Source organism: Ruegeria sp. N8, from assembly GCF_056531325.1.
The window spans coordinates 681,153-702,329 of the sequence record NZ_JBQFLQ010000001.1 but is presented as its reverse complement, the minus strand read 5'-3'; the positions used below and the strand labels follow the sequence as shown (position 1 = coordinate 702,329).

Below are 21,177 nucleotides of genomic sequence, written 5' to 3'. Positions count from 1 at the left end.
GATGAAAAGCCTCGCCGTCCTGACTGCGTGCCCAAAGGTGCGATCATAACCCGGATGTCGGGGGGGAAGCGTGCGTTTGCCTTCTTCTCGCTCCAAATACGTCCGCCGGAGGCGGACAGAGTATCTGCGATTTGCCAAAGTTGTCTGGTCCCCGCATCATTCACCGTTTTCGCGCCTCTAGTTCCGAGTTGAAGATGCGCAACTTATGCGTCAGGTTGTCGTGATCAATCACGCTGTTGAAATTTTCGAATAGAAACGACAGTGCCTCACCTTCATCCAACCCGGCTTCGGCAGCGAAACCGCGCAGTTTGCGATAGCCATCTTCGGTCATTGCAACCGGAAACCGGCGGGTCAGGCGAAAGCGTTTGGGCATGTCGGTCCTTTGCGAAGTCCGGCTGCAAGACAAAATCCTGCAGCCGGTTTTGGATCAGAAGTTCGCCGCATCCAGAGCCATGACAGTGTCAGCACCGGTCTGGATACGCGCCAGATGCAGGCCGGTGGCCGGCAGGCGACGCGCCATGTAGAACTGGCCGGTGGCAATCTTTGTCTGGTAGAACTCGGTATCCGACGCCCCGCCGTCAAGGGCCGCATAGGCTGCTTTTGCCATTTGCGCCCACATCAAGCCCAGGCAGACATGGCCGAACATGTGCATGAAGTCGTTCGAACCAGCCAGTGCGTGGTTGGGGTTCTTTGCACCGTTCTGCATGAAGTACATGCCAGCCGCCTGCAGATCCTTGGACGCCGCCTTGAGCGGTTCGATGAACGCCTTGTCAAAGGCTTCGTTCTGGCCACCGTTTTCCTTGCAGAAATTCTTGACGATGTCGAAGAAGGCCATGACGTGCTTGCCGCCATCGGTAGCAAGCTTACGACCCACCAGATCCAGCGCCTGAACGCCGTTTGCGCCTTCGTAGATCATGGCGATACGGGCGTCGCGGGTGTATTGCGACATGCCCCATTCCTCGATGTAGCCGTGGCCGCCGTAAACCTGCTGAGCTTTGACAGTCATGTCATAGCCTTCGTCAGTCAGGAAACCTTTGATGACCGGCGTCAGCAGCGAGATCAGGCCGTCTGCATCTGCATCGCCAGAGCGATGTGCTTGGTCGATCAGTGTGGCACCCCACAAGATGAAGGCACGCGCACCTTCGGTAAAGCTTTTCTGATCCATCAGGCTACGGCGAATATCGGGGTGGACGATCAGCGGATCGGCCGGGCCATCGGGGTTTTTCGCTCCGGTCACGTCACGGCCCTGCAGGCGGTCCTTGGCGTATTCGACAGCGTTCTGATAGGCGGCCTCGGCTTGTGCCAGACCTTGCATACCCACACCCAGACGCGCTTCGTTCATCATGGTGAACATGGCGCGCATACCTTTGTGCAGATCGCCCAGCAAAAAGCCGGTGGCTTCGTCATAGTTCATCACACAGGTCGAGTTGCCGTGGATGCCCATTTTCTCTTCGACCTTGCCGACCGAAACGCCGTTGCGTTCGCCCAGCGAGCCGTCTTCGTTGACCATGAACTTGGGCACGATGAACAGCGAGACACCCTTGATGCCCTCGGGGCCGCCGGGGATTTTGGCCAGAACCAGGTGGATGATGTTGTCGGCCATGTCGTGATCACCGGCCGAGATAAAGATCTTCTGACCTGACACCTTATAGCTGCCGTCGTCCTGCGGTTCAGCCTTGGTGCGCATCAGGCCCAGATCGGTGCCGCAATGCGGTTCGGTCAGGTTCATGGTGCCGGTCCATTCACAGCTGACCATGTTGGGCAGATAGGTGGCCTTCTGCTCGTCGGTGCCGTGGGCGAGAATGGCCGAGGCCGCGCCGTGGGTCAGACCCTGATACATGGTGAAGGCTTGGTTGGCGGACTGAAAGAACTCGCCCACCGCGCTACCCAGGACATAAGGCATGTTCTGACCGCCGAATTCCTCGGGCATATCCAAGCCGGTCCAGCCGCCTTCTTTCATCTGCTCGAAACCGTCTTTGAAGCCGGTCGGCGTGTAGACGACTCCGTTTTCGTGGCGCACACCTTCGGTGTCACCCACAACGTTCAGCGGGTGCAGGACGTTTGTTGCGATTTTGCCGGCTTCCTCAAGAACGGCACCGGTGAATTCGGCTTCCAATTCGTCGTAACCGGGGATTTTCGACCCCGAAACGTTGAGGACTTCGTGCAGAATGAACTGCATGTCTTTTGTTGGCGCGTTATAGACGGGCATAAGAAGCTCCCTTTAATCTCAAATGTCCGGAGGTGGGGCCGCAGGGCTACTCGGCGGCTTTCTTTTCGTTCTTCATCGAGGCGATCACTTTCTCGCCCCAACGCAACTGTTCCTTCAGATCGTCGATGGCCTGCGTCAGTTCTTCGCGGCGGGCCTCCATATCGGTCAGACGCTCGCGGGCGATCTCAAACGTGCGGGTCATCTGCGTCATCTGCTGATCCCCCACATGATACAGATCCAGAAGTTGCCGGATTTCTTCTAAGCTAAAGCCAAAGCGCTTGCCGCGCAGAATCAGTTTCAGGCGCGCCCGGTCGCGTTTGGTGAACAGGCGTTTTTGCCCCTCGCGGATCGGGAACAAAAGTTCTTTGGCCTCGTAAAACCGCAATGTGCGCGGCGTGACGTCATAGGTCTCGCACATTTCACGAATGGTCATCAGATCTTCGGTCATGGTTTCAGCACTCTTGTCACTGGCGTCTATCAAGTACAGTTGCGCAGTCGATGCGCCACTTACAACACGGAGATGACGTTCACGTAATGCAAACGCTACGTCACAACTTTAGTTGACGTAACTTCCGTTTGCGTCAAGTCCGTTTGAGGGTGAAATCCCCAACGTCACGTCACGTTATTTTCAGATTTCGACAGCTGGCCAACACCCAATTGAAACGGGAATTGCAACAGCAATCCCTTTTGCGGGGCTTCAAGAGGGCCGCAATAGGCGTTGAGGTCAATCCAGCGACCTGGCGGTCTGATCGCGCATGGTTTTCAGAGCGTCGATCGCCTCATCCAGTTGCTGCTTTTGCTTGTGTAGTTCAACTAATTGGACATCGGCCAAGTCGACAAAAGCCTTCATCTGCGCCTGGTTGCCCTGATCTTCGTATATCAGCAGCCATTGGCGGATGTCTTCCAAGGGAAAGCCGTATTTGCGCCCCCGCATGATCAGCGTCATGCGGGCGCATTCGCGTGGACCATAGAATCGCGCACGGCCTTCGCGGTCGGGCTGCAACAGCTCGATATACTCATAGTAGCGCAGGGTGCGCGGTGTCACATCGAACTGGGCGCACATCTCTTTGAATGACAAACGGTCGTCGGGCATTCCTGATCTCCTCTGGCGCAGCCTATGACCTACGCCTGACAAGCGCAACAGGTGGGCTTGCTCTTTTGCGGGCCACGCGCTCATAAAGGGAGAAACCAAGAAGGTACAAATAGATGGTCGACAAAGCTGCTATCGCGCGTCAGTTCATCGAGGCGATCCCACATGCCAGGGCGCTGGGCATGACGCTGACTGAAATCGGTAACGGAGAGGCTGCGATTACAATGCCCTATAACGTGGAATTGGTGGGCGATCCGCGAACTGGGGTCATCCATGGCGGCGCTGTATTTGCCGTTCTGGACACCTGTTGCGGCGCCGCTGTCATGAGCCACCCGTCCGCGCCCGGTGGCACGGCGACCATCGATTTGCGCATCGATTATATGCGCGCGGCAACCCCGGGTCAGACCATCACCACGCGCGCGACCTGCTACCACATCACCCGTAACGTGGCCTTCGTACGCGCGACCGCGATGGACGAAAATCAGGACCTGCCGGTGGCCACGGCCTCGGGCTCTTTCACGGTGGAGGGGCTCTGATGGCGCGCAAACGTCCCGAACCCGTGCAAGTGGTCAAACAGCGCCGGGACGCGGCGCTGAACGCGATTGTCGATGGAGTGCCTTATATCCGATTCATGGATTTCAGCTTTGACCGGCGTGGGGATGAGCTGACCGGGGTGTTGAACTATGACGAAAAGCTCATCGGAAACCCGATCCTTCCCGCCCTGCATGGGGGCGTCACCGCAGCCTTCCTTGAGGTCACGGCCGTGATCACCTTGAGTTGGGAGTATTTCCTGCCCAGCATCGAGAGCGGTGAGCTGGATGCCGAGCAGATCGCGCGGGATGAGACGATCCGCTTTCCCAAGACTGTGGATTTCACGGTCGATTATCTGCGATCCGGTCTGCCGCGCGATGCCTATGCGCGGGCTATCATCAGCCGGTCGGGGCGTCGCTATGCCTCGGTCCGGGTCGAAGCATGGCAGGACAATCATGCGCGCCCTTTTGCGCAGGCCACGGGTCATTTCCTGATGCCACAACCTAAGACCATGGATAGCTAGCCTCCATGCAGGACGCTTCGGCGCCAATAACGCATGGACGGGTGCTGAAGATTGCCCTTCCCATTGTGTTGTCAAACGCCACCGTTCCGATTTTGGGCGCGGTCGATACCGGCGTTGTGGGCCAGATGGGGCAGGCGGCCCCCATCGGAGCCGTCGGCATGGGCGCGGTGATCCTGTCAGCGATTTACTGGATTTTCGGGTTCTTGCGCATGGGCACGACCGGTCTTGCAGCGCAGGCGCGCGGCGCAGGCGATACAGCCGAGACCGGTGCGCTGTTGATGCGCGGCCTGCTACTGGGCGGTGCCGCTGGTCTTGTATTCATCGCTACGCAAGTATGGGTGTTCTGGGGGGCCTTCGCGCTGTCCCCGGCCAGTCCCGAGGTCGAGTCCCTGACCCGCGCATACCTTGAAATTCGTATCTGGGGCGCGCCCGCGACGATTGCGCTTTATGCTGTGACCGGGTGGTTGATTGCTATCGAACGCACCCGTGGCGTGTTCCTTCTTCAGATCTGGATGAACGGGCTGAACATCCTGTTAGACCTTTGGTTTGTTTTGGGGCTGGGCTGGGGTGTCGAAGGCGTCGCCATCGCCACTTTGATCGCCGAGTGGACTGGTCTGGCGTTGGGTCTGTGGCTGTGTCGCAGCGCGTTCGGCGGCAATCAGTGGCGCGACTGGCCCCGGATATTCAACGCCGCACGTTTGCGGCGGATGGTGCAGGTGAATGCGGATATCATGATCCGGTCGGTGCTGTTGACGGGCTCATTCACCACCTTCTTGTTCGTGGGTTCCGATCTGGGCGACGTCAATCTGGCGGCCAATCAGGTCCTTCTGCAGTTTCTGGAGATCACAGCTTTTGCGCTGGACGGATTCGCCTTTTCAGCCGAGGCGCTGGTGGGCGGCGCAGTGGGCGCACGGGACCGGTATCAGGTGCGGCGGGCGTCGGTCATGGCGTCGCAGTGGGGTGTGGGCGGAGCCTTTGCCTTGGGTGCAGTGTTCTACCTTGCAGGGCCTGCGCTGATCGACCTGATGTCTACCTCGCCCGAGGTGCGTCTGGCCGCGCGCGAGTACCTGATCTGGGCGGCGCTGGCTCCGGTGATCGGGGTGGCAAGCTGGATGTTTGACGGCATCTATATCGGGGCAACCTGGACGCGGGATATGCGCAACGCGATGATCCAGTCGGTTGCGATCTATGTGGTCGCCCTGTTCTTACTGGTGCCGACGCTGGGCAATCACGGCCTTTGGGCCGCGTTGATGGTTCTGAACATTGCGCGGGGATTGACCTTGGGCTGGCGCTATCCCCGGCTTGAGGCGCAGATCGCTTAAAGCAGGTCCAGCAGTTTCTCGGGCGGGCGTCCGATAGCGGCCTTGTCGCCATTGATCGCCAGAGGGCGCTCGATCAGGATCGGGTGTTCCGCCATTGCCGCGATCAGTGCGTCCTCTGACGTGGTTTTGGTCAGCCCGAGTTCCTTGAACTGTTTTTCACCCGTCCGCATCATGTCGATGGCGGGTACGCCCAAAAGGGCCAGTGTCGCGCGCAACTCATCCGCCAAGGGCGCGTCTTCAAGGTATTTCCGCACCTCGACCTGCGCGCCTTTTTCCTCAAGCAACGCCAGCCCCGCGCGGGATTTGGAACAGCGGGGGTTGTGCCAATAGTTGATCATAACCAGTCCTCTCGTTTGCTGCCCACGGCTTGCGCGACCGTGTCGAACCCGTCGCGCGCCAGAAGTTTATCCAACCCCTGCGTGATCTCAGCGGCCAATGAGATGCCGCCATAAACCATCGCCGTGTAGAACTGCACGGCAGAGGCTCCGGCGCAAATCTTGGCATAGGCCTGTTCCGCTGTGCTGATCCCACCAACACCGATCAGAGGGATTTGACCTTCTGTCAACTGGCTCAGCCGGGCTAATACGCGGGTGGATTTCTCGAACAGAGGTGCGCCGGACAGACCTCCGGCCTGATCCTTATGCACACTTCGCAGCCCGTCGCGGGACAGGGTGGTATTGGTGGCGATCACCGCATCCACGCCGGTTTCCCGAGCGACATCAGCAATGTCTTGCAATTCGTCTTCGGTCAGATCGGGGGCGATCTTCAGGAAGACAGGCAGGGGACGGGCCAGGGCATCGCGGGTTTCGATCACTCCGCCTAGCAACGCACTGAGCGCAGCCTTGCCCTGTAGGTCGCGCAGTTTCTCGGTGTTAGGGGACGAGACATTGACCGTCGCGAAATCCAGATGTGCCGCGCAATGGGCCAGCACCTTGGCAAAGTCGCCGGGGCGGTCGTCGCTGTCCTTGTTCGCACCCAGGTTCAGGCCGATCACAGCGTCTTTGGGGCGATCCGCCAGACGAGTGGCCATGACCTCCATGCCTTCGTTGTTGAAGCCAAAGCGGTTGATGGCGGCCTTGTCTTCGGACAGGCGAAACAGGCGTGGTTTGGGGTTACCGGGCTGCGGGCGTGGGGTCACGGCACCGACCTCGATAAACCCGAAGCCCACGCGGGACAGAGGTGTCAGAACCTCGCCGTTCTTGTCGAAACCAGCGGCCAGCCCAACCGGGTTGGGCAGATCAAGCCCAGCCACCTGTGTGCGCAACCGGGACGAGGTCACAGGACCGGGCGCGGGGGCTAGCCCCGCTTTCAACGCCGTGATCGACATCCCATGCGCGGCTTCCGGATCCATCCGGTGCAGGGCGGCAAGGCCCAGTTTCTCGGTCAGTTTCATCCGAAGCTCTCTCTGCCTTGGGTCGGCGCGCACCGGATAAGCCGCGACGTGTCCACCGCTGCCTGACGATGCACGACCGCTTTTTGGTAATCCGGGTCCGTGACCATTTCCATGAACGCATGAGCGGTGGGATAGCTGGCGATAAAGACTGCGTCCCAAACCTCGTCCTGCGGGCCGATCAGGGTTGTTTGAAACGCGCCGCTCCATAGAATATGCGCGCCGATACGAGCGATGATCGGGGCGGTGTCGCTCCCGTAGTTGCGATAGGCCTGCGCGCCGGTCAGACCGGCAGCGGCCAGATCGTGGTCATCCGGGTACGCGGCCTTGGCGCGGAATTTCACCAGATTGAGCATCTCGATCGGATGATCGCGGTCCAGATCCTTGAACGCCGCGAACTGCGCGCGATCTGGGTCGACGTAGCGGGTCATTCCATCTCCTCGGGGAACTGGTGGGCCTGTCCGTCAAAAGGCAAAGGCTTGGCCCAATGCACATCCGTCATCCTGATCTGCCGGTAGAGATGCGGAAACAGCGCGCCCCCGCGCGAGACCTCCCATTTCAGGTCGTCGCCCATCGCGTCGGCGTCGCAGGCCAACAGGGTCAGACCGTCGATCCCGGCGAAATGCTTGGCCGCTGTCTCGGCTGCTTGCTCGGCCGTCGAAAAATGGACATAGCCATCCGCCACATCAATCGGAGCACCATCCGTCGCCCCATCGGACTGCAACGCGGCCCATTCGTCGGCCCGGAAAATCTTGTAAATCAGCATGGGGCCGTGATGCCCCGCACGGCGGGTAGAATCAAGCTGGATTTCCCCCTTTGACTCTTTGCGCGGCACGGCGCACGATCACGACAAATAACAATTGGGAGTTTGAACATGTTCACCCGCTTACTGACATCGGTCGCCGTTCTGGGCCTGACAGCAGGCATGGCCGCAGCCGAATATAAGCTGACGATCCTGCATACCAACGATTTCCACGCCCGGTTCGAACCGATCAACAAATATGACAGCGGCTGCAGCGCTGAAGACAATGCCGAAGGCGAGTGCTTTGGTGGCTCTGCTCGTTTGGTAACGGCAGTGAACGATGCCCGTGGCCGTGCCGAGAACTCGATCCTTGTGGATGGCGGAGACCAATTTCAGGGGTCCCTGTTCTATACCTATTACAAGGGCAAGGTCGCGGCTGAGTTCATGAACAAGCTGGGTTATGACGCGATGACCGTGGGCAACCACGAATTCGACGACGGGCCCGAGGTTCTGCGCGGGTTCATCGACTCGGTTGATTTCCCAGTGCTGATGTCGAACGCCGATGTCAAAGACGAAGAGTTGCTGACCGACAAGATCAAGAAATCGACCGTGATTGAAGTGGGCGGCGAGAAGATCGGCCTGATCGGCCTGACCCCGGAAGACACCCATGATCTGGCCTCACCTGGCCCGAACATAACCTTTTCGGACCCGGTCCCGGCGGTGCAGGCCGAAGTTGACAGACTGACCGGCGAGGGGGTGAACAAGATCATCGTACTCAGCCATTCGGGCTTTGGCGTGGACCAACGCGTGGCCAGCGAAACAACTGGTGTCGATGTGATCGTGGGGGGACATTCCAACACGTATCTGTCCAACGTCTCGGACAAGGCGGCGGGTCCCTATCCAACCGTGGTGAACGGGGTCCAGATCGTTCAGGCCTATGCCTATGGCAAATTCCTGGGTGAGCTGAACGTGACCTTCGATGACGACGGCAATGTGGTCGAAGCCGCGGGCGAGCCGCTGATCATGGACAACACTGTGACCGAGGATCAGTCGGCGCTGGATCGCATCGCGGAACTGGCCGTGCCGCTGGACGAGATTCGCAACAAGGTTGTGGCAAGTGCTGCTGACGCGATTGAGGGCGACCGCGCTGTCTGCCGAGTGCAAGAATGCCAGATGGGCAATCTTGTAGCCGATGCCATGCTGGCCCGTGTTGCCGATCAGGGTGTGCAGATTGCAATTGCAAACTCGGGTGGTTTGCGTGCCTCGATTGATCCGGGTGACGTGACCATGGGCGAAGTGCTGACCGTGCTGCCGTTCCAGAACACGCTCTCGACCTTCCAGATCAGCGGTCAGGGCGTCATTGATGCGCTGGAAAACGGTGTGAGCCAGGTGGAAGAGGTCAAGGGCCGTTTCCCGCAAGTGGCCGGCATGACGTTCACATGGGATCCTGCGGTTGCGCCGAATGAAGGGCGTATCAGCGATGTGATGGTAGCCAAGGATGGGGGCTTTGTGCCGATTGACCCGGCGGCGACCTATCTTGTCGTGACCAACAACTATGTCCGTAATGGCGGCGACGGCTATGACATGTTCGAAGGCGATGACAAGAACGCCTATGATTATGGCCCGGACCTGGCTGACGTGACGGCCGAATATCTGGCCGCCAACGCGCCGTACACCCCGTATCTGGACGGGCGCATTAAGCAGAAATGACACCTTAGGTGCAGAAAACTGATAGGCCGCATCGTACGGATGCGGCCTTTTTCTATTGGGATCAGTCGAATTCGTACTCAGGCCAAAGCGCGGGATCGATACCGTCCAGCATTGGCTGAAGATGGTGCCTGACGCTGCGCCATCCGCCGACAGATTTGGTGGAGATTTTGTTGCGCACCTGGTCGATGCTGGCCGTTCTAACCTGTTTTTTGTTCTCTTCCGGATGCATCATCGCATCGGACCATTCGATGCCGCAGAACGCAGCGACCTTCTTGCTGTAGGTCTCGGGATCGGCCACGAGTTTTTCGTAAGGAACGGTCAGGATGCGATCCCCGAACACTTTTTCCCAATGCGCCATATAGCGCCGGTACAGGTTGGCCGTGTGTGCAATAGCCTTTTGGTTTGACGCATAGCGCATCCCGCCTGCGGGAAAGCGCCGGATCCATTTCGACAGCCCTACATCGCGTGGATCGCGCTGCATGTTGATCACCCGCGCATTCGGGAAGGCGGACAGCAAATAGCCCACACGTTGGAAATTATGGGGCATCTTGTCGACAAAGGCTATGGACCCTTCAGGGATCGGAGGCATCAGTTTGCGAAATTCCTGCGCGAACTGAGCGGCAGATGCCGTATCGAAGGTATCCTTGCCTTGCCAGAAGTTAACCGAGAGGTCGGACCCGAGCATAAGTTCACCACAACCAGCAATGTTGGGGTCTGAACTCAGCATCATCTCCATCAAGGTCGTGCCTGAACGCGGTTGGCCGACGACGAATATTGGCAAGGGTCCTTCGCTTACGTCATTTGCCAATATTTGATTGCCTTCAGAAAATTGACGTGTGACCGTGCCCAGTTTTTCCTCTTCGGATTCAAAATTATATGGATTGGAATCGTGCTGAACCGCGTTGGCCTTTTCGAATTGCGGCATGGCCGCGTCCAAGCCATCGATTTTGTGTGTCAGATGCGCCTTGGCAAATTCCAATTCGGATAGCTTGTGTTCCGATCTCTCAATCGCGCTTTCAACGTTTTTGAGCAAGCTTCCGGCTTCCGCACCACCTACCATCGTAGAAAGTTGCAGCAACGAATTGATGTGGTCCGGGTTTTCGTTCAGAATCCGCTCCAGGATAGCCTTGGTTCCCGCCTTGTCACCGCCTTGATGCAGGTTGACTGCCTTTAGTAACGCGACTTTGTGGCTTTCCGGTGCGATCCGGTAGGCATGGTTAATATCGTTTGAACTGTCCTCGTCGAACCCGACCCGCCCATAGGCCCGCGCTCGTGTCGAAAGAAGGTCGACATTGTCAGGGTCTGCGGCCAGCTTTTTGGTTGTGTGATCAATGATCTGACGCCAGTTGTTACCTTTCAGGTAGATTTCATCCAGAACGCGGTTGAGCTCTTTGTTGTTGGGAAAGATCTCAAGTTTCTGTTCGGCATAATCCAGCGCTTTTGGAATCTGGCCGGTTTGCATCAACGCATTGGCCAAATTCTCTACGAATTGCGGGTCTTGCGGCTTCATCCGCGCGGCTTCCACGAAATGCGGGATCGACTTCCTATATTGCTTCATTTCGGTCAGGACAAAGCCTGCGATGGCGTGAAAATCGCTGTCTTTTGGAAACTTCTTCAATCCCAGTTGAGCTTTTTTTAGCGCCTGGTGCGGCTTGCCGGTCTCCAGCGCTGACAAAGCCTTGCTTTTAAGGGTATTGGCTGTTTGGTTTTGCATATGACCCGGTGCCTGTAAGAAGGAAATATAGGTGGTTCATTACCCATGTGCGGACGGTTTGCAATAACTCTTCCGAATGATGCGATGGCCCAGCTTTTTGCCGCGCGGCCGTCCAACAGCTTGCCGGCTGTGCCCAATTTCAATGTTTGCCCCACAAATCAGGTACATGTGGTGCGCGCGAGCGAAAACGGGCGGACCCTGGATCCGATGCGCTGGGGGTTCCTGCCGCATTGGTACAAGACCGAAACCGCTGGGCCCCTGCTGATCAACGCGCGTGCCGAGACCCTGGCCGAGAAACCAGCCTTTCGCGCGGCCTGCCGCGAAAGGCGCTGTCTGATCGTGGCGACGGGGTTTTATGAATGGACCAAGACCGAACAAGGCAACAGGTTGCCATGGTATATTCATCGCCTCGATCATGCGCCCATCGCCTTTGCTGGTGTCTGGCAGAACTGGGGCGCTGAGGAAGCCCGGCAGCCGACCTGCGCCATCGTCACGACCTCGGCCAATGACACTCTGAGTGCGATCCACCATCGAATGCCGCTGATCCTTGAGCCACAGGACTGGCCCTTGTGGCTGGGGGAGGCAGGGAAAGGTGCCGCCCGTCTGATGGTACCGGGGCCTGAGGGCTTGCTGAGCTATTACCGGGTCGATCCCGCCGTGAACTCCAACCGGGCCAGCGGAGCGAGCCTGATCGAGCCCGTCGCAGGTTGAGCGTTCTTCTTTGCAATCCAGCTTGCGCGCGATAGACCTTTGACATGGTTTTGAAATTTTACAGCCTTCCTGACCTTTATGCGCATGGGTTTGACACCGTGATCGACGTGCGCAGCCCTGCCGAATACGCCCAAGATCACCTTCCGGGCGCGATCAGCTTGCCGGTTCTGGACAATGAAGAACGCGCCCGGGTCGGGACGATCTATGTGCAACAAAGCCCATTTCTGGCCCGCAAGTTGGGTGCAGCGCTGGTGTTTCGCAATGCCGCCAACCATATCGAAAACAGCCTGGCGCATCATGAGGGCGGGTGGAAACCTCTGGTCTATTGCTGGCGCGGTGGGCAACGCTCGGGCTCATTCACCTGGATGCTGCAACAGATCGGTTGGCGGGCCGAAGTGGTCGAGGGCGGCTATCGCACCTATCGCCGTTTGGTGAACCGATATCTCTACGAGGACCCTCTGCCGCATCGTCTGTTCGCGCTGGATGGCTACACCGGAACTGCCAAGACTGAATTGCTGGCCCGTCTGAACATCCGCGGTGTTCAGGTGCTGGACCTGGAAGGGTTGGCCAATCACCGCGGCTCGCTGCTTGGGGAACAGCCCGGAGGTCAACCTAGTCAGAAAGCATTTGAATCCGCGCTTGCGGCGGCGCTCTGCGCCCTTGATCCCGCACATCCCGTGGTGGTCGAGGCGGAATCTTCCAAGATCGGGTCTTTGATCCTGCCGCCCTCACTGTGGACCGCGTTATGTGCCGCGCCGCGCATTCACATCTGCGCACCGCTTGAGGCGCGCTCGGCTTATCTGGTGCGGGCCTATGATGATATTTTATCTGACACAGCTCGATTGCGGGACAGGCTGTTTCCGCTCCGGTCTCATCGCGGGCATGAGGTGGTCGACGGTTGGCTTACCCTGATCGAGGCGGGCGACAAGCTGGCGTTGACGCAGGCTTTGATGCAGCAACACTATGACCCGGCCTATGCGAAATCCAGCCGTGCCCGGAAGGCGGATGTGATTGCGCGGGTTGATGTGCCGACGCTGGATGCCAAGGGGTTGGAGCAGGTCGCTTCTCAGGTGCAGACGGTTCTGGATCAGTCCTGAAGGCGCAGCCCTGCGGCTTCGGTCATATGGCCGATCACCACAGCTGGATATCCGGCTCTGTGCAACCGTTCGCAAAGATTGTGAGCCTTATCCGCCGCGACCGCGGCCAAAAGCCCACCTGCGGTTTGCGGATCGAACAAAAGATCAGCTTTACCCCCAGACGGCAGGTCCGGTGCGATGGAACGATTTTCGTCGAAAATCGTGGACCGGACCCCCAGCTTGGCCAAATCGAGCGCGCCGGTCATCAATGGAATCGCATCCAGATCCAGCGTTGCGCCACAGCCCGAGGCCTGACACATGCCCATGAGATGCCCCGCCAGCCCAAACCCGGTGACATCCGTCATCGCGTGGGCATCGGCCAGAATCCGAGACGCTTCGGCTTGCGGGTGGGTCATCTGTTCATAGGCTTTGGTGATCCAGTCCCCGTCGGCTTGGCCGGCCATTTCAGCAGCCATTAGAACGCCGCTGCCCAAGGGTTTGGTCAGGATCAAAGCATCGCCCGTATGCGCCCCGGACAGGGTGATCGGCGCGCGCGAGCACAGTCCGGTCAGGGTAAACCCGATGGTCATCTCATCCCCCATGGAACTGTGACCGCCCACGATCTCGGCCCCGGCTTGGCGGATGACCTCACTGGCAGTTGTCATGATTTCGGCCATCGTTCTGCGCTGCAATTCAGGCATCATGCGGGGTAGGATGATGGTCGCCGTAGCGGCCTGTGGCGCAGCACCCATTGCCCAGATATCACCCAAGGCGTGAACGGCGGCGATGCGTGTCATCTGTACTGGATCATCTGTGACGCTGCGCAGATGGTCCGAGGTGATGACCTGCCGCACGCCACCAGTATGAACCAGGGCGGCATCGTCGCCGGGCAGGGAATGAATGTCTTCTCGCTGTACCTCGGGCAGGTGTTGCAATGCAGCGTGAAGCGCACTGCGCCCGACTTTGGCACCGCAACCGCCACAAATGGGTTTGTTGCCCAACGCTTTATGTAGACCGCTGGCGTGAAGCCGTGGCACCGCAGGCGGTTCCATCTGGGGCAGGTGGCGAAACTTGTTCATAAAGGTCTGATCAATGTGGTTTTTCCAACGCCACATCAACGGGCCACTGAACGAGGTTCCAAGACGTTCACCCAAGGCTGATTTCTCGCCCAGCGAGATTAGTTTCAGATAGTCTTTCTGCGGCTGATACCTGCGCATTCGGCCCGCCCCCAACATGGCCCGCAGGTTGTTGAACAGGATCGGTGCCTCGCGCACCGCGTAAACGCCCGCTTTGGGGCGCGGGTTTTCGGACAGATGCGCGCAATCTCCAGCGGCGAAAATCGCGGGATCGCTGGACTGGAGGAAGCCGTTCACCCGGATAAAACCATCCTGCATCTCCAGCCCGGTATCGACCATCCAGGCATAAGGGCGCGCTCCGGCTGCGCCTGTCACGAAACTGGCAGGGATTTGGCGGCCATCTTCCAGCACGACGGTTTCGCTGGTGATCTTTGCAATGGTCGCGCCTTCGATCACGTCAACCCCAAGCCCCTCCATGGCCTTGCGGATGGTTGCAGCGGCCTTGTCCGCTGTCGCCGTCAACGCCTGCGCATTGTCGATCAACGTGACCTGCGCCACACGTCCCTTGGCGCGCAGGGCGTGGGCCATGGCCATCACCAACTCAACCCCGGCCACTCCGCCGCCAATCACAACGACCGAAGCAGGGCCCGTGCGTTCAAGATATTCGCCCCATCTGGCGGCAAACGGACCCAGAGGTTTAGCGGGCACCGCGTGATCAGAAAATCCGGGCAGGGCGGGCATGTCCGAGGTGATGCCAATGTTAACCGAGGCCACGTCAAACGCCACGGGAGGGCGGCCTGGTACGCGCACGCAACGGGTATCCAGATCTATTCCCTCGACCTTGCCCAAAATGACCCGCGCGCCAGCGAACCGGGCCAGCCTCACCAGATCAATATCCAGTTCTGCGCGTTGGTAATGCCCGGCCACAAACCCCGGCAACATGCCGGAATACGGCGCGGTGGGGCCGGGGTTGATCACGGTCACGCGTGCGCCGGGCAAAGGATTCATGCCCCATTTGCGCAGCAGAAGCGCGTGCGTATGGCCGCCGCCGACAAGAACCAGATCGCGGGTCAGGGGCAGCGGAGAAGTATGCATCAGGGTCAGTTCGCTGTGTGGTCAGGGACGTCCTCGACCTGCTCGACCGCGTGGGTGGCCCAAAGCTCATCCTCGCCCGCATCCGGCAGATCGCTTGGCTTTTCATGGCGATGAATATGCCATTTGGCAATGAACAGGGCCGTGATCGGCGCGGTCAGGAACAAAAAGAGCGTGATCAGAAGCTCGTGCAGCGAGAGCTTGCCTTCGAGCAGAACCGAATGGCCGATCGACGCCAGCAGCACCCCGCCTACGCCCAGCGTGGTGGCCTTAGTGGGTGCATGCAGGCGCGACATCGGGTCCTTCAGCTTGATCATCCCATAGGACCCTACAAAGCCGAAGATGCCCGAAACGACCAGAAAGAAAGCAATCAGAATTTCGAAGATAATCGTCATGCCGCCCTCACTCGATGATATTGCCGCGCAGCATGAAGCGCGCATAGGCTACGGTCGAGACAAAACCCAGCATGGCAATGATCATGGCGGATTCGAAAAAGATCTCGGTCCCCAATGCAAGCCCGTACAGGATCATCAGCGCGATGGTGTTGATCACCATCGTGTCCAGCGCCAGAACGCGGGTGCCGACCCCCTCGGCCGAGATGATCCGGTAGAGACACAGCATGATCGCCGCGCCGAAACAGGCGAAAGCGAACCAGATGGCATAGGTGACAATCATTCGAAAATCTCCTTCAGGCGGCGCTCATAGCGTTGCTTGATCTCGTCACGTACCGCCTCTGGGTCGGGGGCGTCGAGGCAGTGAACCAGCAAGTTATGGCCTTGTGCGGACAGATCACAGCTGACTGTGCCGGGCGTCATGGTGATCGTTCCGGCCAGCACGGTGATCGCCTCGGGGGTGCGCAGTTCCAATGGGATCGAGACCCAGTTGGGTTGCCGGTCGGCATCGCGTTTGAACAGGATGATCCTGGCCACGGTTATATTGGCGATCACGATGTCCCACAGCACGACCAGCATGTATTCGGCGATCATCGGCCAGTTGCGCAGTTTCGGCCGGTCGGGCCAATAGGGTTGCGTGACAAAGGGGATGATGATCCCCAACAACAACCCGAACACCACCGAGTTGAGCGAGCCGGTATTGGCCAGCAGCACCCAAACCACCGTCAGCAGGAAGGTCAGGTGCGGGTGCGGGAATATCCGGTGCAGCAATCTGATCATCCGTTCTCTCCCAATACGGCAGCGATATAGTTTTCTGGGGTAAAGAGCTGCTCAGCCGTGTTGCTGGCATATTTCAGCGCCGGACCCGCAAAGAGTGTCAGCAGGACCAGACCCAGAACTGCCGCAAAGACCGATGTAAAGGCCAGTCCGGGGTGGGGCTCGGGGGCAGGGCTGGCCAGCGCCTCTTCTTCTTTTTCAAGGTCGGTTGCAGGATTGTGCTGGATGTCGTGGCTTTTCCAGAAGATTACCGTACCCGCGCGGGCCAAACCGACGATTGTCACGAAGGACCCGATCAGGACAACCGCCCAGATCGCGTTGGCGTCAGGCGCATCTCGCGCGGCATCCAGCACCAGCAACTTGCCGATAAAGCCTGACAGGGGTGGCATCCCAGCCAGGGCGATGGCCCCTACAAAGAACAGGGCCGAGATCAGCCCGCCCTGCGGCATCGGCGCGGTGGGAGCGATGGACCCGCCGCGGCGTTCGACCACCATATCCGCGATCAGGAACAGCAGCGCCGTGGCAAGGGTCGAGTGGTAGATGTAATACAGCGCCGCAGCCGTAGCGGTCTCGGTAAACAAAGAGATTGCGATCAACAATGTCCCCATCGAGGCGATGGCGCAGAACGCCACCATCCGCGCGATATGCTGTGCGCCCAAAATGCCGATGGTTCCAATGGCCAGTGTCACCAGAGCCGCTGGTTGCAGCCAAGAGCCCACCAGGCCTTGGGTGGCCTCAACCTCGGGACCGAAGCCCAGCGTGTACATCCGCAGGATCGAATAGGCCCCAACCTTGGTCATGATCGCAAACAGTGCGGCCACCGGTAACGGCGCGTTGGCATAGCTGGCAGGCAACCAGAAGTGCAGCGGAAGAACGGCGGCCTTGATACAAAAGACCAGTAGAAGCAGCACTGCACCGACCCGCAGCAAGGCCGTATCTTCGGCAGGCAGTTCAGCCACGCGCACCGCCATATCGGCCATGTTCAGCGTGCCTGTGACGGCATAAAGCGTACCCAGAGCAAACAGAAACAGGGTAGAGCCCAGCAGGTTATAGGCCACATATTGCACGCCTGCTTTCAGGCGGGTTGCGCCGCCTCCATGCGTCATCAATCCGTATGAGGCGATCAGCAGCACCTCGAAAAACACGAAAAGGTTAAAGGCGTCGCCTGTCAGGAAGGCTCCGCACACACCCATGAGCTGGAAGTGGAACAGGGCGTGGAAATGTTTGCCCCGGTCGTCCCAGCCCGAGGCGATGGCGTAGAGCACGATAGGCAGGGCCAACAGCGCGGTCAGTAGCACCATCATCGCAGAAAGCCGGTCCAGTACCAAAACGATGCCGAATGGCGCAGGCCAGTTGCCCAACTCATAGACCAGAATATCTCCGCCAGCGGCCTGCGCGGTGATGGTCAGGGCAATACCCAATAGGCCCACCACACCAGCGACCGAGAAGATGCGTTGCAGGTCCAGATGATAGCGCAGGACCATGATGATGAACGGGGCCAGGATCGCGGGCAGAACGATCGGAGCGACGATCCAGTGGTTCATGCGTCTTCTCCCGGCGCATCGGTATTGTTTTGTCCACGCATGTCGATGTGATCATCCTTGGCCGACAGATAGGCCGAGAGGGCAATCATCACGATCACTGCCGTCATCCCGAACGAAATTACGATGGCCGTCAGCACCAGCGCCTGCGGCAGCGGGTCGGTGTAGGGCACGTCCTTGTATTTGTTCAGCACCGCAGGTGCATCCAACGCCAACCGGCCTGTGGCAAACAGGAACACGTTCACCGCATAGGTCAGCAGGGAAAGGCCCAGGATGACGGGAAAGGTTCGGCGGCGCAGGATCAGGAAGATCCCGGCAGCGGTCATGACGCCTACGGCTGAGGCTACGAGCGCTTCCATCAGGCCTGCTCCTTCTCGTTATCGTCTTTTGTGTCGCGGTCCCGCAGCGGGTTGATATCCATCGGGAATTCCTGCGCCATGCCCGGCTGCCACGCAAAGCGCGACAGGCTGTCCAGCGCCAGCATCACCGCGCCAAGCACGGCGAGGAACACGCCAGTGTCAAACAGGATAGCTGTGGCCCATTCGAACTCTTCCAGCGGCGGCCAGTGGATATAACCGAAATCGCTGGTCAGGAACGGACGCTCATTGAACCATGCACCGATCCCTGTTGCAGCGGCGATCAGCACGCCCCACCCGATAGACCCATGGTAGTAGAACCTCTGCCGTTCAATGGCCCAGGTATAGCCGCTGGCCATGTATTGCATCAGATAGGCAATGGCGACAATCAGACCGGCGATGAACCCGCCGCCGGGCTGATTGTGCCCACGGAAAAAGATGTATGCTCCCACCATCAGCGCGATCGGCATCATCATCCGGGTCACGACGACCATCATCAGCGGATGCGAGTCCCCCGACTGTGGCCAATGTGGTTTGCGGTTCAGCAGATAGGCGCGCACATTCGTGCCCAGAACGGACTCGGTCAGGGCAAAGATGATCAGGGCGGCGATGCCCAGCACGATAATCTCGCCGAATGTATCAAAGCCTCGGAAGTCCACGAGGATTACGTTCACCACATTGGTGCCGCCTCCGCCCTTATACGAATTGGCCAGGTGGAAATCCGAGATCGTGGGGAAGGCAAAATCCCGCAACATCAGCGCATAGATCAGGGCACCGGATCCGATCCCCGCTACGACCGAGATCGCTGCATCCCGCCAGCGCCGCGCGGCGCTGCTGTCCCAAGGCGTATCGGTGGGCAGAAAGTTCAGCGACAGCAGCAACAGGATCATCGTTACCACCTCGACCGAGATCTGGGTCAGCGCAAGGTCGGGGGCCGACAGATAGTTGAAGGCCATCGAAACGATCAGACCAACGACACCGATCAATACAAGCGACAATAGGCGGTTGCGGTGGAACCACATGATGGCCAGGGTGGCTCCCACCAGACAAATCCAGCCGATCACTGGGATCACCTGCAGCGGCAGGGGATCGCGCGTCTGCGCGCCGATAGAACCGGTCGCATAGGCGTAGTACCCAAGCCCCACGGTAAAGGCGATCAGGATGATGGCATAGCGGCTGATCACGCCATTATGCAGTGTGTCGGTGATCCAGCGGCTTGCCGAAGTCAGCGCACTGATCACGGCCTCGAATATGGTTTTCGCCTCGGGGCGGGGCAGGGCGTTCCAGAATTGCTCACCCCGGCGGTGCTGGGACAGCAGGAACAGGCCACCCAGTGTGGCGACAACCGACATGTAAAGCGCGGGCGTAAACCCGTGCCACAGTTTCAGCGAGTAATAGGGCGGCTTGCCACCGCCATAGACCGCATCCGACACAACCGCGACCAGCGGGCCGACGATAGCGTTGGAATAAAGGCCGATGAGCACGACCAGCACGACCAGAAACGCCGGGGCCAGCCACAGCCCGACCGGGGGGTCATGCGGATGATGCGGATAGTCGTGACGCTCGGGGCCAAGAAACACGTGGCTGATGAAGCGGAATGAATAGGCTGCCGAGAACACTGCAGCCAACAGGGCTAGACCCGGCACCAGATAGTGCGAATGCAGCCAGGTGGTGTGGACGGTTTCTTCCAGCATCATCTCTTTCGACAGAAACCCGTTCAGTGGCGGCAGACCCGCCATGGACAGCGCTGCGATAGTGCCGATGGTAAAGCTGATCGGCATCAGGTGGCGCAGCCCGCCCAGTTTTTTTATATCCCGGGTTCCGGTCTCGTGATCGACGATCCCGGCGGTCATGAACAGCGCAGCCTTGAATGTCGCGTGGTTGATGATGTGGAACACGGCGGCGACAGCGGCAAACTTGGTGCCAAAGCCCAGCAGCATGGTGATCAGGCCCAGATGTGACACGGTTGAAAAGGCCAGCAGCGCCTTGAGGTCGTCTTTGAAAAGCGCAATCACCGCACCGATCAACATGGTCACCAAACCGGTGGTCGCCACAATATAGAACCACGCATCCGTGCCCGCCAGAACTGGCCACATCCGCGCCATCAGGAACAACCCGGCCTTCACCATGGTTGCCGAGTGCAGATAGGCCGACACAGGTGTCGGAGCCGCCATTGCGTGCGGCAGCCAAAAGTGGAACGGGAACTGCGCCGACTTGGTGAAACAGCCCAGCAGGATCAGGATCAGAGCGGGCAGATAATAGGGCGACGCCTGAATCATCTCCTTGTTGTGAAGGATTACGCTCAGGTCGTAAGACCCCACGATATTGCCCAGAATCAGCATCCCCGCGATCATGGCCAGCCCGCCAGAACCGGTCACGGCCAGTGCCATGCGCGCGCCCTGACGGCCCTCAGGCAGGTGTTTCCAATAGCCGATCAACAAGAATGAGCTTAGAGACGTAAGTTCCCAGAAAATAAGAAGAAGTAAAATGTTGTCAGACAGAACGATCCCCACCATCGCGCCCTGAAACAGCAGCAGATAGGTGTAAAACTGTCCCATCGGGTCCTCGCGCGACAGGTAGAACCGCGCATATAGGATGATCAGCAGTCCGATCCCCAAGATCAGCAGGGCAAACAGAAAACTCAGCCCGTCCATCATGAAATTCGCGTTCAGGCCCAGGATGGGGATCCAGTCGAACCGGGCGGTCACGACCTCGCCGCGCATGATCGTGGGGATATGGATCAAGACGCCCATCAGAGCCAGGAATGTGGTGAGGCCCGCAGCCGAAGCAGCTGCATTTCGTCCTGCCCTGATCAGTAGAGCTGGAAATACAGCGCCAAGAAAGGGAAGGGCCGCGATGAGGAATAGGGACAAGTGCGATACTCCGGTCTGGGCGGTCAAGATAACCCTGATTTTGTAAGGATAA

General features: G+C 59.0%; 22 protein-coding genes. 6 read left to right on the top strand and 16 right to left on the bottom strand.

Translation table 11 applies throughout. The annotated features are described in order from the left end of the window. Positions 1-160: 160 nt before the first annotated feature. The 4 genes from ACR0C5_RS03560 to ACR0C5_RS03545 all read right to left on the bottom strand — a co-directional run bounded on the left by ACR0C5_RS03560 (position 161) and on the right by ACR0C5_RS03545 (position 3,302). Positions 161-373, bottom strand: a complete 213-nt coding sequence (locus ACR0C5_RS03560; protein WP_170770159.1) for a hypothetical protein — start codon at positions 371-373, stop codon at positions 161-163. Between the two features lie 54 nt (positions 374-427). Then, a complete protein-coding gene (locus ACR0C5_RS03555; RefSeq protein WP_170788953.1) occupies positions 428-2,209 on the bottom strand; it encodes an acyl-CoA dehydrogenase C-terminal domain-containing protein in 1,782 nt (593 codons plus the stop codon). A gap of 46 nt (positions 2,210-2,255) precedes the next feature. After that, on the bottom strand, positions 2,256-2,657 hold the full coding sequence (locus ACR0C5_RS03550; RefSeq protein ID WP_170770163.1) for a MerR family transcriptional regulator: 402 nt from the start codon (positions 2,655-2,657) through the stop codon (positions 2,256-2,258). Positions 2,658-2,933: 276 nt separating this feature from the next. Then, positions 2,934-3,302: a MerR family transcriptional regulator gene (locus ACR0C5_RS03545; protein WP_170770165.1), complete on the bottom strand. Its 369-nt coding sequence runs from the start codon at positions 3,300-3,302 to the stop codon at positions 2,934-2,936. A 113-nt stretch (positions 3,303-3,415) separates the two neighbouring features. On the opposite strand from ACR0C5_RS03545, the gene ACR0C5_RS03540 reads away from it, so the two are divergent. Genes ACR0C5_RS03540 through ACR0C5_RS03530 form a run of 3 tightly spaced genes read left to right on the top strand, consistent with a single transcriptional unit; the run spans position 3,416 to position 5,675 of the window. Further along, positions 3,416-3,835: a PaaI family thioesterase gene (locus tag ACR0C5_RS03540; protein WP_170770167.1), complete on the top strand. Its 420-nt coding sequence runs from the start codon at positions 3,416-3,418 to the stop codon at positions 3,833-3,835. Continuing rightward, a complete protein-coding gene (locus ACR0C5_RS03535) occupies positions 3,835-4,353 on the top strand; it encodes a PaaI family thioesterase (RefSeq protein WP_170770170.1) in 519 nt (172 codons plus the stop codon). The genes ACR0C5_RS03540 and ACR0C5_RS03535 overlap by 1 nt, the downstream gene beginning before the upstream one ends. Positions 4,354-4,358: 5 nt before the next feature. Beyond that, on the top strand, positions 4,359-5,675 hold the full coding sequence (locus ACR0C5_RS03530; RefSeq protein ID WP_480874586.1) for an MATE family efflux transporter: 1,317 nt from the start codon (positions 4,359-4,361) through the stop codon (positions 5,673-5,675). On the opposite strand, the gene arsC is transcribed toward ACR0C5_RS03530, so the two are convergent. From arsC to ACR0C5_RS03510, 4 genes are read right to left on the bottom strand one after another with little or no spacing between them, the layout of a single operon-like run. Next, positions 5,672-6,013, bottom strand: coding sequence for an arsenate reductase (glutaredoxin) (gene arsC, locus ACR0C5_RS03525; protein WP_480874583.1), 342 nt, complete (start codon positions 6,011-6,013; stop codon positions 5,672-5,674). The two genes, ACR0C5_RS03530 and arsC, sit on opposite strands and share 4 nt — an antisense overlap. Then, positions 6,010-7,068 (bottom strand): quinone-dependent dihydroorotate dehydrogenase, encoded by a 1,059-nt coding sequence (locus ACR0C5_RS03520; RefSeq protein WP_480874580.1) that lies wholly within the window; start codon positions 7,066-7,068, stop codon positions 6,010-6,012. Before ACR0C5_RS03520 ends, arsC begins: the two co-directional genes overlap by 4 nt. Next, positions 7,065-7,496: a DUF1330 domain-containing protein gene (locus ACR0C5_RS03515; RefSeq protein ID WP_170770177.1), complete on the bottom strand. Its 432-nt coding sequence runs from the start codon at positions 7,494-7,496 to the stop codon at positions 7,065-7,067. Before ACR0C5_RS03515 ends, ACR0C5_RS03520 begins: the two co-directional genes overlap by 4 nt. After that, positions 7,493-7,831, bottom strand: coding sequence for a DUF952 domain-containing protein (locus tag ACR0C5_RS03510; protein ID WP_170770179.1), 339 nt, complete (start codon positions 7,829-7,831; stop codon positions 7,493-7,495). Before ACR0C5_RS03510 ends, ACR0C5_RS03515 begins: the two co-directional genes overlap by 4 nt. Before the next feature lie 108 nt (positions 7,832-7,939). Here ACR0C5_RS03510 and ACR0C5_RS03505 point away from each other — a divergent pair, with 108 nt between their 5' ends. Beyond that, on the top strand, positions 7,940-9,517 hold the full coding sequence (locus ACR0C5_RS03505) for a bifunctional metallophosphatase/5'-nucleotidase (protein WP_170788949.1): 1,578 nt from the start codon (positions 7,940-7,942) through the stop codon (positions 9,515-9,517). 61 nt (positions 9,518-9,578) lie between these two features. Here the strand turns inward: ACR0C5_RS03505 and ACR0C5_RS03500 are convergent, their stop codons facing one another. Then, entirely contained in the window at positions 9,579-11,231 is a 1,653-nt protein-coding gene (locus ACR0C5_RS03500; RefSeq protein WP_170788948.1) for a tetratricopeptide repeat-containing sulfotransferase family protein, read from the bottom strand. 45 nt (positions 11,232-11,276) lie between these two features. Between ACR0C5_RS03500 and ACR0C5_RS03495 the strand changes: the two genes are divergently transcribed. Further along, positions 11,277-11,942 carry an SOS response-associated peptidase gene (locus tag ACR0C5_RS03495; protein WP_480874576.1) on the top strand — a complete coding sequence of 222 codons (666 nt, stop codon included), beginning with the start codon at positions 11,277-11,279 and terminating at the stop codon, positions 11,940-11,942. Positions 11,943-11,986: 44 nt separating this feature from the next. Continuing rightward, positions 11,987-13,039, top strand: a complete 1,053-nt coding sequence (mnmH, locus tag ACR0C5_RS03490) for a tRNA 2-selenouridine(34) synthase MnmH (protein WP_480874572.1) — start codon at positions 11,987-11,989, stop codon at positions 13,037-13,039. Here the strand turns inward: mnmH and selD are convergent. From selD to ACR0C5_RS03455, 7 genes are read right to left on the bottom strand one after another with little or no spacing between them, the layout of a single operon-like run. Then, a complete protein-coding gene (selD, locus tag ACR0C5_RS03485; RefSeq protein WP_480874569.1) occupies positions 13,030-15,189 on the bottom strand; it encodes a selenide, water dikinase SelD in 2,160 nt (719 codons plus the stop codon). The two genes, mnmH and selD, sit on opposite strands and share 10 nt — an antisense overlap. A 5-nt stretch (positions 15,190-15,194) precedes the next feature. Next, positions 15,195-15,581: a Na+/H+ antiporter subunit G gene (locus ACR0C5_RS03480; RefSeq protein WP_170770191.1), complete on the bottom strand. Its 387-nt coding sequence runs from the start codon at positions 15,579-15,581 to the stop codon at positions 15,195-15,197. Between the two features lie 7 nt (positions 15,582-15,588). Next, positions 15,589-15,858: a K+/H+ antiporter subunit F gene (locus ACR0C5_RS03475; protein ID WP_170770632.1), complete on the bottom strand. Its 270-nt coding sequence runs from the start codon at positions 15,856-15,858 to the stop codon at positions 15,589-15,591. After that, positions 15,858-16,358 carry a Na+/H+ antiporter subunit E gene (locus ACR0C5_RS03470; protein WP_174839409.1) on the bottom strand — a complete coding sequence of 167 codons (501 nt, stop codon included), beginning with the start codon at positions 16,356-16,358 and terminating at the stop codon, positions 15,858-15,860. Before ACR0C5_RS03470 ends, ACR0C5_RS03475 begins: the two co-directional genes overlap by 1 nt. Next, on the bottom strand, positions 16,355-17,899 hold the full coding sequence (locus ACR0C5_RS03465) for a monovalent cation/H+ antiporter subunit D (protein ID WP_480502676.1): 1,545 nt from the start codon (positions 17,897-17,899) through the stop codon (positions 16,355-16,357). The genes ACR0C5_RS03470 and ACR0C5_RS03465 overlap by 4 nt, the downstream gene beginning before the upstream one ends. Beyond that, the gene (locus tag ACR0C5_RS03460; protein WP_170770195.1) at positions 17,896-18,255 is read right to left on the bottom strand and encodes a Na+/H+ antiporter subunit C; all 360 of its coding nucleotides are present in this window, start codon (positions 18,253-18,255) and stop codon (positions 17,896-17,898) included. Before ACR0C5_RS03460 ends, ACR0C5_RS03465 begins: the two co-directional genes overlap by 4 nt. Further along, positions 18,255-21,125, bottom strand: coding sequence for a monovalent cation/H+ antiporter subunit A (locus ACR0C5_RS03455; RefSeq protein ID WP_480874564.1), 2,871 nt, complete (start codon positions 21,123-21,125; stop codon positions 18,255-18,257). The genes ACR0C5_RS03460 and ACR0C5_RS03455 overlap by 1 nt, the downstream gene beginning before the upstream one ends. Positions 21,126-21,177 lie beyond the last annotated feature (52 nt).